This is a genomic window from Asticcacaulis sp. AC460, assembly GCF_000495795.1.
GTDB lineage: Bacteria > Pseudomonadota > Alphaproteobacteria > Caulobacterales > Caulobacteraceae > Asticcacaulis.
The window spans coordinates 1-13,491 of sequence record NZ_AWGD01000032.1 but is presented as its reverse complement, the minus strand read 5'-3'; the positions used below and the strand labels follow the sequence as shown (position 1 = coordinate 13,491).

The window sequence follows — 13,491 nt, the reverse complement described above, 5'->3', positions numbered from 1 at the left end:
AAAGCGATTGGGCTCACCACCTGTTGATCGAAGGCGCCACCCTGGTCGACTGTTTGGTCAGGGCGGCGGGCCTTGACCGGCTGAAGCTGCAAGCCGCGACTGAGCTCCGGGAAGACCTGCACCGGCGGGTCGATAGCTGATGTTCGAAAACGTATCTTGGTGCGCCACCAAGCCCGATGGCCTCAACCGTCCCATGATCACGCTGTCGGTCATGCTCGCCACAGTGATTCAGGCCCTTGACGGCACTATCGCCAATGTCGCCCTGCCGCATATCCAGGGCAGTCTCAATGCCTGCCAGGACCAGATCACCTGGGTGTTGACCTCCTTCATCGTCGCCGTTGCCATCGCCACGCCGGTCACCGGCCCTCTACGACGCGTGCTGACGGGCAATGAAGCGCCTCCTGCTCCGATCCACAGCTTCGTGGCAAACCGGCTTCTGCCGCGCCGTGCCACAGTGTTCATGGACTTCATGGCTGACGTATTCGCGGAGATCGATTCATTGAACTTAGCCGCCTGAACGGCTCTCTGCGCCGTTCGCTTTGCAAGCTGGCATCTCGGACGCAACACACCGCCTGCTTCGGCCACCGTATCCAGCCGCAGATAGGGAGACGAGCGTCTGGATGCTGCCGACACGGCCCGCCTCGACTTCACTACGCGGCCGGGACGTGTTCACATATCAAACCAGATTAATGGGTCCTGAGCCTAGGTCAGCACGAACTTGGCGGCTGCGATTGTAAGTACCAGTGCTAGTACTCTCTGTATTGCCTCAGGTCGCAGCCATTTGATGGCAAATTGCGTGCCCAAGATCGCGCCAAGAAGCGCGCACGGCACCATGTAGGACAACTCCTTCGGTAGAGAGCTTATCGAGTGAAAATTGCCCGCAATACCTGCAACGGAATTCGCGAGAATAAATGGTGCCGAGATGCCCGAGGCTTGGCGCGTTCCTGTCCAGCCAAAGAAAAGCAAAAGGGGTGTTAGAAATATTCCGCCGCCGGTGCCGCTCAAGCCGGACAGCAAACCGACGGCGCCGCCGACCAAGAGAGCGGTATAAGGGGAGGGGGTTCGGATCAGCTGTTGCTCGTTCTCTTTCGGCTTGATGAACAGCCTTAGGGCGGCAGCGAGCAGGACCATTCCAATAAGCACCCGATACAAGTGATCCGGAAGTCTTACTGCGCCGCCGATAAATGCTAGCGGAACCGATGTCACGACAAAGGGCGCAAGAAGCTTCCAGTTGATCAGCCCCGCTCTTTGTAACCGGACCGTTGCGAAACCCGCGACAAGAATGTTCAGCACGAGTGCCGTTGGCTTCATGATCGCTGGAGACAACCCAAACAACGCCATTGCGGCCAGATAACCCGATGCCCCTGCATGGCCGACCGCCGAATACAGCCCGGCGGCCATGAAAATCAGGGCGCACAACATCAGTAACTCGTTGGCGCTCAAATCCATTTGCTAGCCCACCCAAGCGGATGATGCAGCAAAGCGGTGCCGACAATATTGGTGTAGGTAATCACCGCCATTATCAAGCTCAGACACCGTACGTGCAATTTCAGGGAAGAGCGCATGGCCGCCATTCCGAAGGCGATATAAAGAACAACGAGCCCAAGCTTGATGCTCAGCCACTGGTTTGCGAAAATCTCGGCCGGAAGAATGACTACCAAAGTAAGTCCAGCCATGAGCAGGACGCAGTCGATTAGATAGGAAGCGGTTCGGAACGGCCGAGCGCGAGGCCACGTGGCACCAAGCAGAGCCGAAATGGCGCGAATCACAAAATATGAGCCGCTAAGTATCACAGCGCATACGTGTACCGACAAGACGACCGGATACAGGCTCGTCATTGGATTGATACCGATCCACCAGCCTCCTCGGGCAGTCTGATCGGCGGAACGTTGAGAAGGCCGGTGAAGAGCTTGGCATACGAGTCGGGCTCACCACGGATCAGGTTTACCACGCATGCCGCCATGACAGGTGACAGCAAATAACCATGGCGATAGAGACCATTCAGCCGCAATATGCGCCCGTCGGCCTCGCTGCGGATTTCAGGGAGAAGGCTCGGATAAGCAGCGCGTAAGCCGCTGTGCAGGGCGACGATACGTGCGTCGTAAAATGCCGGAACTATGTCTGTCGCGAATTTTAGCAAGGTCATCGCCGACGATACTCTGACCCGCCACTCGGTCTCATCCGCATGGGCAATTGCCGTGGCACCGATGGCGAATTCACCGCCCGGCCGTGGCACGATGTAGAATGGCGTATCAGGCCGAATTATCCGAAGCGGCCGTTGGAGATGCACGTGCGGGCAGTGAATGATGACGATTTCGCCCTGAACGGCGAATAGGTCTTGGTCGATTCCCGGCACGAAACCCCGGCAGTCGATTACACGATCGTACTCCTGAGCCAATTGGGCAGGATCGGCGGAACGAACCCGAAATTTGCCGTCCAAGTCTTGGAACGCCTCGAAGAGTGCTTTCAGGGTCTTGTCAGGAACCAGGTGTGCTTCCCGGGGTAGTAGCACGCCGCTGTCGAAAGACTGGGCAAGATGCGGCTCGAGTGTTTTGATGGTGTCAGCGTGCACGAATTGCCACGCATTGGTGTCGTCGCCAAGTGAGTTGGCGAAAGACTGAAACTCCGTGGCATATTCCGGGGCGCAAACCACCAGGCTGCCATTCTCAAACAGGCAATCCGGGTATGCGTCCCCCAAAAGCACTTTCCACAGTTCAATGCCTCTAAGCCCGGCCCTCACATAATCGCTGGGCAGGAGTTCACATTCGCTGAACGGCGCCAGCATCCCGCCGGCGATCGCGCTGGTGTTTTCAGTAGGAAAGGGGTGCCGATCGAGCAGGGTGACGCGGTATCCGGCCATTTGGAGCGCAAGCGCCGCCGTTAGTCCCGTGACACCGGCACCGATGACGGCAATGTCTTGAGAGGAAGACGACGTCGCAAACATAGATTCAAGCCGATAAAAAAGGCGGAGGTGGCGGATTCCGACGCCACCTCCAGTTACACATACCGATAGACCGACGGGCGGCCTCCAACTGTGGTACGTGCGGGACAGATCAAGGACAGATGCCGCGATATCTGGGAATTTGACCAACGAGCGAACATGGACGGAACCGACTGTCGAGTTCCAGCGCAAGAACCAGGTCCCATCCGTCGCGGCAAGCGCCGGTGGACCCCGGCAGGCAGAATATGAATGTGTCTCTCGCCTGGCCGGCAAAGCTTCGGGATTGCAGAGTCGCGACGCCGACCGTCGAAAGGCTGGCCGTGTGGAAGACCACGCTGAACCCTTCCATCTCCCTTTGACACAAGGGGCGAATGGCTTCCGGAGTCAGGTCTCGCGGGGCAAACCCAGTCCCACCGGTTGTCAGGATGACATCCGCGCAACCGTCATCGAGCCAAGCATTGACCTGGGCCTGAATGGCAGCAACGTCGTCCGTCACTATCGCGCGACCGGCCAGGACATGTCCGGCCGCGGTCAGGCGTTCGACCAGAAGCCCTCCGGACGAGTCCGTTTCCTCGTTGCGTGTATCCGATACCGTTAGGACGGCAATGTTCAAGGGGTAGAAGGGGAGGTCGGCATTTATGCCCGCCATGATCAGGACCCGCCGCTGAAGCGAGGAAAGAGGATGTTGTTTTCCAAATGCATGTGCATCCGGAGATCGGTATCGAGCTTTTGACAGGCGGCATACAGCGCGCGCCAGGTCGTGCAGGCGCCTGGGGGCGGAATGAAGTCCGTCGTGAGCTGGCCGAGCGTCTCCAGTTGTTCGCCGAGGTCTTCATGGTCCATCAGCATGCGGCCAATCGGGAAGGAGAGGTCGAATGGTGCATCATTGAGCATGGCCGGGAACAGCATCTGCTCTTCCTTATGCTGATGTTCTTCCAGCTCGTGGGCCATCAGGGCGAGAAGGTCCCCCAGGCCATGCGGACATTCCGCAGCTTCACGGTGAACGGCTTCGACGCGTCTTGCCATCCGAATGGCTTCCGGGAATTCCCTGAGATGCACTTCGTGATAGCGCGTGAGGATGTAGGGAATAAGATCGTGCGTTTCGCTCGGAGCATCCGCATCCTCACCCTGAAGGGCATCGAGTTCACTGATAACCGCGCCAACATCTACGCCGCGATGTTCCGCCGCCTCCTTCAACGGCACGCCGCCTTTGCAGCAGAAATCGATCTTATGGCGTCGAAATACCGCCGTGGCGCCGGGCAACTCAACGGCAATGTCACGGACCAATTGATCTTGTGTCGTCATTTTGAAACTCCTTCAGCGTCTGCATACGCCGGGCGACGTGCGCACGCATTGAAGGTGGTCAATTGCCCCCTAAACCCATTTCAGGCGTTCGCTTGATATTTTTGACCGCCATTGCGGAGCTCTGCCGGCTGTCTTTGTCGCAGTTGACATGACAGGCTTGGATCCTGGTCCGGAGCCATCAGATGAAGATAACGGTCGTCACGGTTTGTGCGGTATTGTTAGGCATTCTGGCCCTGGGTCTGTGCGTGAATGCCCCGGCACAAGCGTCCCAGGGGATTGCGAGCCGGGTCGATCACGTTACGGCGCACGGAAATGGGCACTGCCATCCGGACGATTCGGGACCCCAGGCGAATGGATGCATACTGGCATGCGCCGTGATCGCAGCAATCGCTCCGCAGTTCACTTACATTCCGCAAAGGGAACCCGCACGGTTTTACACGCTGAAACTCGAGAGGAGCGGATGCGCGGCCAAACCCGCAGCGCCCCCTCCACGAAGCTTTTGGCAAAGCAAGACATCTGTCAAATCAATCCCTCTAAATGGAGTTTTCCAATGAAACGTACTTTTATCATTACCACCCTGTTCGTTCTTATGTCGGCATCAGCCGCCTATGCGGCGGCACCGAATGCCCTCGATGGAACGATAAAGGCTTGCTGTGACGCGATTGTCGCCTGTTGTGACGCGCCGTGTTGCGACAAGTAATCTAATCCGAACGGTTCGCACACGGAGAACGCCCGCGCAGGCAAGCGCGGGCGTTCTCTTGCCCCGCCATGATTCAGAAAAAAACTTGGGATGCAGGTTTGATAAACTTGTTTGCTTGAGGTGCGAAAGGCGGGCTTGTTGATCCCGCCGAATGGCTGCCAGCCAGCGCATCTGGTTCACCTGGAGCCGGACTCCTGCGGACCGGTAATCGGCCACTTTTAAGCGATGATGTCTTGTAGATCTTCGAAACCGTCCTTGTTTCCGATTTCATGTACTAACCCTGCCCGGCGAAACCGGGCGACTGGACCCGACGCAATGCTGACCCAATGTTCACCTTCCCAGCCTGTCCCGACGGTGGCCACATGATATCGGCAATCGTCGACGGCGCGCTCGGCTTCGCACCGCTTCGCGACATCGTCTTCCTTGCCGGTTGGCCGCTGGAGCACCGGCTCACTCAGGCGGTCCGCAAGCTCGCGGAACGTCGCCCCGAGTTGTTTGGCCGCCTGGGCCGTTTCCGCACTGCCGTCTATATCTTGTCGCCCAATGAATTGCCGTTCGCCTTCCGCCTCATGCCGGACGCTACGCAAGCGACGGTCAGAATTGTCCCAGCCAAATCACCCGGTCCAAGCAGCGTGCGGATTTCAGGTCCGCTTGCTACCCTCATTGGTCTGTTCGATGGATCATGTGACGCCGATTCCAGCTTTTTCTCCCGGGCGATTGTCGTCGAAGGCGCCACGGATGCTGCCATGGCCCTGCACAACACGTTGGAAGCGGCCGAACTGAAGCCCAGTGACATCCTTGGTCTACCATCTCCGTTAAGCGGTTCGTTCGATGCCTTGACGGGCATTCTGTTACCGCGGCTCGCCCATGTCGGTTAAGCAGCAGAAGCTTGAGCTCGTCTGTCCCGCCGGGTCGGCTGCAATGATGCGCGCGGCTGTCGAGGCCGGGGCCGACAGCGTCTATTGCGGTTTGAACGACGAGACCAATGCGCGCAATTTTCCCGGCCTGAACCTCGATGCAGCCGAACTTCCCGATGCCGTGCGGTGGATGCACAACAGGGGCGCACGGCTTATGCTGGCAATTAACACATTCGCCCGGGCGGGCGGAGTTGCTGCCTGGCAGGAAGCGGTCGATACGGCCGCCAAGGCGGGCGTGGACGCTATCATCGCCGCCGATATCGGCGTGCTGGCCTATGCTCGGGATACTTGGCCAGGCTTGCGATTGCACCTCTCGGTCCAGGCTGCGGCGGGGACAGCACAGGCCATTGGCTTCTACGTCCAAACCTACGGGATCAAGCGCGTTGTGCTTCCGCGTGTTTTGAGCGTCGAAGAAATTGCGAAACTTGTGCGGGCGGTTGATGTTGAAGTCGAAGCCTTCGTCTATGGCGGACTCTGCGTTATGGCGGAGGGGCGTTGTGCGCTCTCGTCCTACGCAACGCCTGGGTCCCCGAATCTGTCCGGCGTGTGTTCACCGCCGGAGTCGGTCAATTATCATCAGACGGGCGCATCCGTTGCGGCCAGGCTAGGCGCCTTCGCCATCGACCGGTTCGAGCCAGGCGAAGCGGCCGGCTATCCGACCTTGTGTAAAGGACGCTTCGTCGTCGACGATAAGATCTCTCACCTTTTCGAGGACCCTGTCAGCCTGAATGCGATGGATTTGTTGGAAACGTTCCGAAAGATTGGCGTTGCCGCCGTCAAGATCGAAGGCCGTCAACGCGGAAAGGCCTACGTCTCCCGCGTCGCTGATGCGTTTCGACAGAGCATTGATGCCATCGAGGCTGGCCAGTCGACGGCGCCATTTGCGTCCCTCCTGGACGGGCTTGCCGAAGGGCAGCGCGAAACCGCAGGTGCGTATCGAAAGACGTGGCGCTGATGGAGTTGGCTCTAGGTCCCCTGCTATTCAATTGGTCCGCCGAGCGGATCGAGCACTTTTACGCCGAAATCGCCGACGAATCGGTCTTTGACCGCGTCTATCTTGGAGAGGTTGTCTGCTCCAAACGTATGCCGTTTCTCGAGCCTGCACTGGTTCGGTCCGCAGATCGGCTGGCGGATGCCGGCAAAACAGTTGTCTGGTCTACCCTGGCCTTGCCTGCCACCGAGCGCGAACAAAAACTGACGCGGGAACTGGCCGACTTCGATGGCGAAATCGAAATCAACGATATGTCCGCGGTCTACGCGCGTTCGGGGCGGGCCTTTACGGTGGGCCCGTATCTCAACGTCTATAACGAAGCGGCCCTTGCGGAAATGTTGTCGTTTGGCTGCGTTCGGCTATGCCCGAATATCGAGCTGTCACTCGACGCGACTGCGCACCTTCATAGGGTGTCTCCGACCCTGCCAATCGAGCTTTTTGCTTTCGGGCGGCTTCCCTTGGCGCTGTCGGGGCGCTGCTACCACGCAAGAGCCGAAGGCCTGCACAAGGACGCTTGCCAGTTCGTGTGTGACAAGGACCCCGATGGTCGAACGATTGCGACGGTCGAGGGCGCGGACTTCCTGGCGATGAACGGGGTCCAGACCATGTCGCACGGGCTTCATGTTGCTGCCGTTCAGGTGTCGAGCCTGCGGGCTGCGGGCGTTACCGCGCTCAGGCTCAGTCCGCACAATGTCGATATGCTTGCTGTCGCCGCGGCTTTTTCCGCCTTCTTGAGCGGGCGGATCGAGGCGCATGAACTTTTGTCGGGCCTCTCCGGGATCGGCCTGCCGGGACCACTTATAAACGGTTATCTTTATGGTGCACCGGGTCATATGGCGATGCCGGCATGATCCCGCTTCCCAAATCATCACTCGATAAGTCTTAGCGACTCAAGGAGGCTAATGTGGCGACGAGCGCGCAGCAAATGCGATCCTATGACGGGCATCCCGTCCTTAGCGCCGGCTTCAGGCCATTCTTCCTGGCGGCTTCCGCATGGTCGGCCCTGATCGTTCCGATTTGGATCTGGTTTTACAGCGGGCATGGCGTGGGCGTCTCGATGAGCTGGCATGCCCATGAGATGGTGTTCGGATATGTCGGTGGAATTGTCGGTGGCTTTCTTTTAACGGCGGTTCCGAACTGGACTGGAAGATTGCCCGTCACCGGACTGCCGTTACTCGCCTTATTCAGTCTGTGGAATTTCGGCCGGCTGGCGATGGTGCTTCCGGCCTGGTCGGGGGTTGCGGCGATGGCTGCGGATTGCGCTTTCCTGGTTGTTTTCGCGGCCCTTGTGTGGCGTGAAATTCTAACGGGCCGCAACTGGCGCAATCTGCCGGTTGCCGTCATGATCACCGTGCTCGCTATTTGCAACATCGCCTATCACGCGGGAGCGGGCATGGCGTCCATACGCATCGCGCTTGCGGTTATCCTCACGCTCATTTCTCTTATCGGCGGCAGGATTATTCCAAGTTTCACGACGAACTGGCTAAAGAAGCAAAAAATTGCCAGTCTTCCCGCCGCATTCAGCAAATTCGACTTGTTTATCGTGATTTTGACTGGAACTTCGCTTGTGGTGTGGGCAAGCGATCGTCTGGATGTCGTGGCAGGATGTCTTCTCTGTGCGGCCGGCGGCTTGAATATGGTTCGCCTGGTGCGTTGGCGGGGACTGTCTACCTCCGGTGAGCCGCTCGTCTGGATTTTACACATAGGGTATGCGTGGCTGGCGATCGGATTGCTGCTCCTTGGCATGGCGACCCTGCATACTGCGTCCGGCTTCGGACCAGATGTGTCTCAACAGAGTGGTTTGCACGCGCTTACTGCCGGTGCCATCGGTGTGATGACTTTAGCTGTCATGACCCGTGCGAGCCTTGGTCACACTGGTAGGCCACTCGTCGCCGACCAGGGCACCACAATCCTTTATCTGCTGGTCAATCTTGCCGCTGCCGTCCGCGTGCTTGCAGGCTTCGCGCCCCAGTTCTACCTTCCAGGTCTTGTCGTTTCGTCGCTCCTTTGGACCGGTGCTTTTGGTGGCTTTTGCATCCTTTATGGTCCCGCACTCCTGAAACCACGCTGGCGCAGCCCTGACGTTTAGCGGCGTGCGTGGCGCTGCATGACTGCATCGCCGCGCACGAATGTTACGCGCTGGAGCTGTCACCTTATTCGGAAGGTCTTGGAGAATTTGTTGCATCCGAAAAGACGGCGCGATTAAGCGGCTCCGGACAGGCAGTTTGCAGGCGGCCACATTTCCTTTGCAGCTTTCCCCGTCAGGCCCGCACCTGGAGGCGCGTGATTATCGAGAAGCGGGTTGGGCTTGGCCAGACGTTTCAATGGTACCGGCCGCGTGATTTTAACCTCAGGACCGTTGACCTCGACCCCATAGTCCGCAAGCGACGCAAATGCACGTGACAGGTTTTCTGCCGTCATGCCAAGAAGTGAGGCCAACGTCCTTTTTTCGTGCGGTAGCGTAATGATGGCCGCTCCTCCCTGCCTGACCTGCTGGGTGAGCAGATAGTTCGCCAGGCGTTCGGCGCCATTGCGCAGCTTTTGGTTTTTGATGGAACGCACCAGGCCGCGATAGCAGCCAGAAACCTCCCGCGCCACTGCCACTGCAAAAATGGGGTCTTCGTTCATGATACGCCGGAAACCTTCAGCGGGAATCATCAGTATCTGGGACTTTTCGAGTGTCCGCGCCGACATCAGCGCGTTCGCATCCAGTACGACAGCAGCAAGGATGAATGTCGAGATCGGCCGAAGGATTGCGAGGGTGGTTTCTTTGTCGTTCCAGGTCCCCTGCAGTTCCACCGAACCTTCCATAAGTATGTAAAGAAAATCGACCGGATCGCCTTCGTACATGAGCGTCGTGCCGCCGGGGAAATTCTGCAGATAGGCTCCGGAGGTCAATTCATTGAACCGTGCTTCTGCCATTCCGGAGAACAACTGCAATGTACGGATACGCTCAAGATCGGCGGTTCTCATATTCAGACCTTTCAGCTAATGCTGTTACCGCGTCAAACTGCGTTCAAGCTTGATAAATGTCAATCAAGTGAAAGTGCGTACGTATTTATACGTAGTCAAATTCTCGTAAGCATATATAAAGTCTAATTGCTTGATAATAATCAACTGAGCAGCATATATTTGCTAAATATGCAGTATTTTTGCCATGTGTTCTTATTCATTGGCGATGAAATTGCGCCGAATGACGACAGTGTCTGGATCAATTGATCAATGTCAAGCGTAGTGGTGTCACCATGAAGTAATCGATAGGCGCGTCCTAAAGGGCGTCCAATCGCAGGTTTGACATGCCTAAAGCTTCAGAAACCAACGCTCCCGGCGCCTCCATGGCGCTCTGGGCAAGCACAGTGTCCTTTACCGCCTGCTTCGCGGTCTGGACAATTTTCGCCATCATCGGCGTCAAGATCAAGACGGATCTTAATCTAACCGAAGCGCAATTTGGTCTGCTGGCCGGAACGCCCATACTGACGGGCGCGTTGTCGCGCGTTTTCCTGGGCGTATGGACGGACCAGTACGGCGGCCGTGTTGTCAACCTGATCGTTATGCTGGCGGCGGCGGCGGCGACGTTCTTATTGTCTTTCGCCGAGACCTATCCGCAGTTTCTCCTGGCAGCTTTGGGTGTCGGTATTGCCGGCGGCGGCTTTGCCGTAGGCGTCCCGTACGTATCGCGTTTTTACCCGAAGGAAAAACAAGGCACTGTCCTCGGCATCTTTGGAGCCGGCAATATCGGTTCCGCCTTTACCAAGATCGTCGCCCCCATTGTCATGGCCGTATATGGCTGGACCGGCGTGGCGCAGAGCTGGGCCGCTGGCCTTGCTGTCATCGGCCTGATTACCTTCTTCATTACGCGCGACGATCCCGACCTGGTGGCCCGTCGAAAGGTCAAGGCCAAGCCGGTTCCAATGTTGGCCCAGCTTGAGCCGCTGAAAAATCAGCAGGTCTGGCGCTTCGCTCTTTACTACTTCTTCGTGTTCGGCGGCTTCGTCGCCCTGGCCCTTTGGCTGCCGCACTACCTTGTTGGTGTCTATGGGCTCGATCTGAAGACCGCTGGCCTATTCGCCGCAGCCTATTCGATCCCCGCCTCGCTGTTCCGCGCCGCCGGTGGCTGGCTGTCGGACAAAATCGGCGCGCGCAAGGTCATGTACCTGACCTTCGGCATCAGCCTCGTTTGCTGTTTCCTGCTTGCCTATCCCCCGACGAGTTATGTCGTGGACGGCGTTCATGGTGAAATTCGCTTCCGTTTGGCGACTAGTCTTGTCCCCTTCACCGTCATCGTCTTCGTACTTGGCTTCTTTATGAGCCTCGGCAAGGCGGCGGTCTACAAGCATATCCCGGTCTATTACCCCGACCGAATCGGCGCCATCGGCGGCCTGGTTGGCATGATCGGGGGACTGGGCGGTTTCATCCTGCCGATCGCCTTTGGCTTCCTGAACGATATCACCGGCGTCTGGACCAGCTGCTTCATGCTGCTCTTCATCCTGGTCGGCATCGCACTCCTCTGGATGCACTTCGCCATCCGTCGGATGGAACAGGCCCGCTTCCCCGGCATGGCGAACCTTCCCGAACTGCCCGAACTGGCCGGAATGGGCCAGGCTCCTTCCGCCAAATAAGGAAACGCTGACATGGCCAATCATGTGCTTAAAGAATGGAGCCCGGAAGATCCCGGCTTCTGGTCGAAAACCGGCCGCGGTATCGCAGCGCGCAATCTGTGGCTTTCCGTGCCTAACCTGACCCTGGCGTTTGCCGTGTGGATGGTATGGTCGATGGTGGTCGCCAAGCTGAAGCTGATTGGTTTCGCCTTCACGACAGATCAGCTGTTCTGGCTCACTGCCTTGCCGGCACTTTCCGGGGCAACCCTTCGCATTTTCTACAGCTTCGTCGTGCCCATCTTCGGCGGCCGGCTGTGGACGGTACTGACGACGCTTTCGCTGGCAGTTCCCGCGATCGGCATCGGCATCGCAGTGCAGAACCCGAACACGCCCTATATTGTCTTCGTCGTTTTGGCCCTGCTGTGCGGATTTGGCGGCGGCAACTTCGCCTCATCGATGAGCAACATCGCCTTCTTTTTTCCCAAGAAAGAGAAGGGCAATGCGCTCGCTATCAACGCCGGCTTCGGCAACCTCGGCGTCAGCCTGATGCAGTTCGTCGTGCCAGTCATCGTTGTCAGTGGCCTGTTCGCACCGGTCTTCGGCGCGGGCCAGGCTGTCCATGACAAGGGCATCGAAAGCCAGCTTTATCTACAGAACGCCGGCTTCATCTGGGTGCCGTTCATTGTCGCCGCGGCAATCGCAGCCTGGTTCGGCATGAACGACATCGCCAGCGCCAAGGCTTCGTTCAAAGCCCAGTCCGTAGTTTTCAAGCGCCGCCACAACTGGATCATGTGCTGGCTCTATCTCGGCACCTTCGGCTCGTTCATTGGCTTTTCAGCGGCGTTTCCGCTGCTGATGAAGACCCTCTTCCCTGATGTGAATGCCCTTCAGCTGGCCTTTCTCGGGCCACTGGTCGGCGCCAGTTCCCGCGCGCTCACGGGCTGGGTGTCCGACAAGTGGGGTGGCGAGAACGTTACCCAGGTCACCTTCATCGCCCTGATTGGCGGCGTCCTCGGCGTTCTCTACGGCGTCGGCGGCTTCGGCGGCGCCTCATCCTTCCCTGTTTTCTTCGCGGCCTTCATGTGGCTGTTCTTCTGGACAGGCGTTGGCAATGCTTCGACCTTCCAGATGATCCCGGCAATCGTCCGCGCCGACATGCCGCGCCTGATGCCGCAGGCGGATACCGCCCAGCGTCTTAAGGCCTCGGAAATGGAAGCCGCGGCGATCATCGGGTTTACCTCGGCATTCGGCGCCTATGGCGGCGTCTTCATCCCGATGGCGTTCGGCCAATCGCTGAAAGCCTCCGGCACCCCCGTCACAGCACTCTTCTGCTTCCTCGCCTTCTACGTCAGCTGCGCGCTGATCAACTGGGCCGTCTACGCCCGCAAGACGTCCTTGCTGAACGCCAGCAAGAGCACCAACCTGTCCCCGGCGGAATAATCATGTCACATACGCTCGACCGTCTCGCCTTCTTCAAGCGCAAGACCGAACTCTTCTCAAAGGGCCACGGGGTCCTCAACGACGACGACCGCACCTGGGAAGACGCCTATCGCGACCGCTGGCGGCACGACAAAATCGTCCGCTCGACCCATGGTGTGAACTGTACCGGCTCGTGTTCTTGGAAGATCTACGTCAAGGGCGGAATCGTAACCTGGGAAACCCAGCAGACCGACTATCCGCGCACACGACCGGACCTGCCCAATCACGAGCCCCGCGGCTGCGCGCGCGGCGCGAGCTATAGCTGGTACCTCTATTCCGCCAACCGTGTGAAGTATCCCTTGATCCGGTCACGCCTGCTGAAGATGTGGCGCGAAGCTCGAGCGAAACTGTCTCCAGTGGCAGCGTGGGCGTCTATACAGTCCGATCCGAAGAAACGCGATTCCTACACCAAGATGCGTGGCGCCGGCGGCTTTGTCCGGGCAACATGGGAGGAGGCCAACGAAATCATCGCGGCCGCCAACGCCTACACCGTCAAGACCTTTGGACCGGACCGCATCTTCGGTTTCTCGCCCATCCCGGCGATGTCGATGGTGTCCTAC

14 protein-coding genes are annotated in these 13,491 nt (G+C 58.4%); 8 read left to right on the top strand and 6 right to left on the bottom strand.

Annotation, left to right across the window (positions count from 1 at the left end; translation table 11 throughout):
* Positions 1-139: 139 nt before the first annotated feature.
* On the top strand, positions 140-517 hold the full coding sequence (locus tag ABAC460_RS50905; protein ID WP_023454712.1) for a hypothetical protein: 378 nt from the start codon (positions 140-142) through the stop codon (positions 515-517).
* A gap of 185 nt (positions 518-702) precedes the next feature.
* Here ABAC460_RS50905 and ABAC460_RS41510 read toward each other — a convergent pair whose 3' ends face one another.
* The 5 genes from ABAC460_RS41510 to ric all read right to left on the bottom strand — a co-directional run bounded on the left by ABAC460_RS41510 (position 703) and on the right by ric (position 4,246).
* Positions 703-1,449, bottom strand: coding sequence for a sulfite exporter TauE/SafE family protein (locus ABAC460_RS41510; protein WP_023454711.1), 747 nt, complete (start codon positions 1,447-1,449; stop codon positions 703-705).
* Entirely contained in the window at positions 1,440-1,838 is a 399-nt protein-coding gene (locus ABAC460_RS41505; protein ID WP_023454710.1) for a SirB2 family protein, read from the bottom strand. The genes ABAC460_RS41510 and ABAC460_RS41505 overlap by 10 nt, the downstream gene beginning before the upstream one ends.
* Complete coding sequence (locus ABAC460_RS48505; protein ID WP_023454709.1) at positions 1,835-2,944, bottom strand: FAD-dependent oxidoreductase; 1,110 nt, start codon at positions 2,942-2,944, stop codon at positions 1,835-1,837. Before ABAC460_RS48505 ends, ABAC460_RS41505 begins: the two co-directional genes overlap by 4 nt.
* Positions 2,945-3,053: 109 nt before the next feature.
* Positions 3,054-3,590 (bottom strand): molybdenum cofactor synthesis domain-containing protein, encoded by a 537-nt coding sequence (locus tag ABAC460_RS41495; RefSeq protein WP_023454708.1) that lies wholly within the window; start codon positions 3,588-3,590, stop codon positions 3,054-3,056.
* Positions 3,591-3,592: 2 nt separating this feature from the next.
* A complete protein-coding gene (gene ric / locus ABAC460_RS41490) occupies positions 3,593-4,246 on the bottom strand; it encodes an iron-sulfur cluster repair di-iron protein (protein ID WP_023454707.1) in 654 nt (217 codons plus the stop codon).
* Positions 4,247-5,308: 1,062 nt separating this feature from the next.
* Here ric and ubiT point away from each other — a divergent pair.
* Genes ubiT through ABAC460_RS41470 form a run of 4 tightly spaced genes read left to right on the top strand, consistent with a single transcriptional unit; the run spans position 5,309 to position 8,943 of the window.
* On the top strand, positions 5,309-5,824 hold the full coding sequence (ubiT, locus tag ABAC460_RS41485; protein WP_162150336.1) for a ubiquinone anaerobic biosynthesis accessory factor UbiT: 516 nt from the start codon (positions 5,309-5,311) through the stop codon (positions 5,822-5,824).
* A complete protein-coding gene (gene ubiU / locus ABAC460_RS41480; RefSeq protein WP_023454705.1) occupies positions 5,814-6,818 on the top strand; it encodes a ubiquinone anaerobic biosynthesis protein UbiU in 1,005 nt (334 codons plus the stop codon). Before ubiT ends, ubiU begins: the two co-directional genes overlap by 11 nt.
* Positions 6,818-7,705 (top strand): ubiquinone anaerobic biosynthesis protein UbiV, encoded by an 888-nt coding sequence (ubiV, locus tag ABAC460_RS41475; protein WP_023454704.1) that lies wholly within the window; start codon positions 6,818-6,820, stop codon positions 7,703-7,705. The genes ubiU and ubiV overlap by 1 nt, the downstream gene beginning before the upstream one ends.
* Positions 7,706-7,758: 53 nt before the next feature.
* Positions 7,759-8,943, top strand: a complete 1,185-nt coding sequence (locus ABAC460_RS41470; protein WP_023454703.1) for an NnrS family protein — start codon at positions 7,759-7,761, stop codon at positions 8,941-8,943.
* A gap of 113 nt (positions 8,944-9,056) precedes the next feature.
* Here ABAC460_RS41470 and ftrB read toward each other — a convergent pair whose 3' ends face one another.
* Complete coding sequence (gene ftrB / locus ABAC460_RS41465) at positions 9,057-9,827, bottom strand: transcriptional activator FtrB (protein ID WP_023454702.1); 771 nt, start codon at positions 9,825-9,827, stop codon at positions 9,057-9,059.
* Between the two features lie 323 nt (positions 9,828-10,150).
* Between ftrB and ABAC460_RS50505 the strand changes: the two genes are divergently transcribed.
* The 3 genes from ABAC460_RS50505 to ABAC460_RS41450 all read left to right on the top strand — a co-directional run.
* On the top strand, positions 10,151-11,473 hold the full coding sequence (locus ABAC460_RS50505; RefSeq protein WP_031237168.1) for an MFS transporter: 1,323 nt from the start codon (positions 10,151-10,153) through the stop codon (positions 11,471-11,473).
* Positions 11,474-11,485: 12 nt separating this feature from the next.
* Entirely contained in the window at positions 11,486-12,892 is a 1,407-nt protein-coding gene (locus ABAC460_RS50500) for a NarK family nitrate/nitrite MFS transporter (protein ID WP_023454700.1), read from the top strand.
* 2 nt (positions 12,893-12,894) lie between these two features.
* A partial coding sequence (locus ABAC460_RS41450; RefSeq protein WP_023454699.1) for a molybdopterin-dependent oxidoreductase occupies positions 12,895-13,491 on the top strand: 597 nt, incomplete at its 3' end.

What these genes read in the sequence shown, in the direction of transcription:
- ABAC460_RS50905 (WP_023454712.1), top strand. Translation starts at nt 140, where the DNA reads ATGTTCGAAAACGTATCTTGGTGCGCCACCAAGCCCGATGGCCTCAAC.
- ABAC460_RS41510 (WP_023454711.1), bottom strand. Translation starts at nt 1,449, where the DNA reads ATGGATTTGAGCGCCAACGAGTTACTGATGTTGTGCGCCCTGATTTTC.
- ABAC460_RS41505 (WP_023454710.1), bottom strand. Translation starts at nt 1,838, where the DNA reads ATGACGAGCCTGTATCCGGTCGTCTTGTCGGTACACGTATGCGCTGTG.
- ABAC460_RS48505 (WP_023454709.1), bottom strand. Translation starts at nt 2,944, where the DNA reads ATGTTTGCGACGTCGTCTTCCTCTCAAGACATTGCCGTCATCGGTGCC.
- ABAC460_RS41495 (WP_023454708.1), bottom strand. Translation starts at nt 3,590, where the DNA reads ATGGCGGGCATAAATGCCGACCTCCCCTTCTACCCCTTGAACATTGCC.
- ric (WP_023454707.1), bottom strand. Translation starts at nt 4,246, where the DNA reads ATGACGACACAAGATCAATTGGTCCGTGACATTGCCGTTGAGTTGCCC.
- ubiT (WP_162150336.1), top strand. Translation starts at nt 5,309, where the DNA reads ATGATATCGGCAATCGTCGACGGCGCGCTCGGCTTCGCACCGCTTCGC.
- ubiU (WP_023454705.1), top strand. Translation starts at nt 5,814, where the DNA reads ATGTCGGTTAAGCAGCAGAAGCTTGAGCTCGTCTGTCCCGCCGGGTCG.
- ubiV (WP_023454704.1), top strand. Translation starts at nt 6,818, where the DNA reads ATGGAGTTGGCTCTAGGTCCCCTGCTATTCAATTGGTCCGCCGAGCGG.
- ftrB (WP_023454702.1), bottom strand. Translation starts at nt 9,827, where the DNA reads ATGAGAACCGCCGATCTTGAGCGTATCCGTACATTGCAGTTGTTCTCC.
- ABAC460_RS50505 (WP_031237168.1), top strand. Translation starts at nt 10,151, where the DNA reads ATGCCTAAAGCTTCAGAAACCAACGCTCCCGGCGCCTCCATGGCGCTC.
- ABAC460_RS50500 (WP_023454700.1), top strand. Translation starts at nt 11,486, where the DNA reads ATGGCCAATCATGTGCTTAAAGAATGGAGCCCGGAAGATCCCGGCTTC.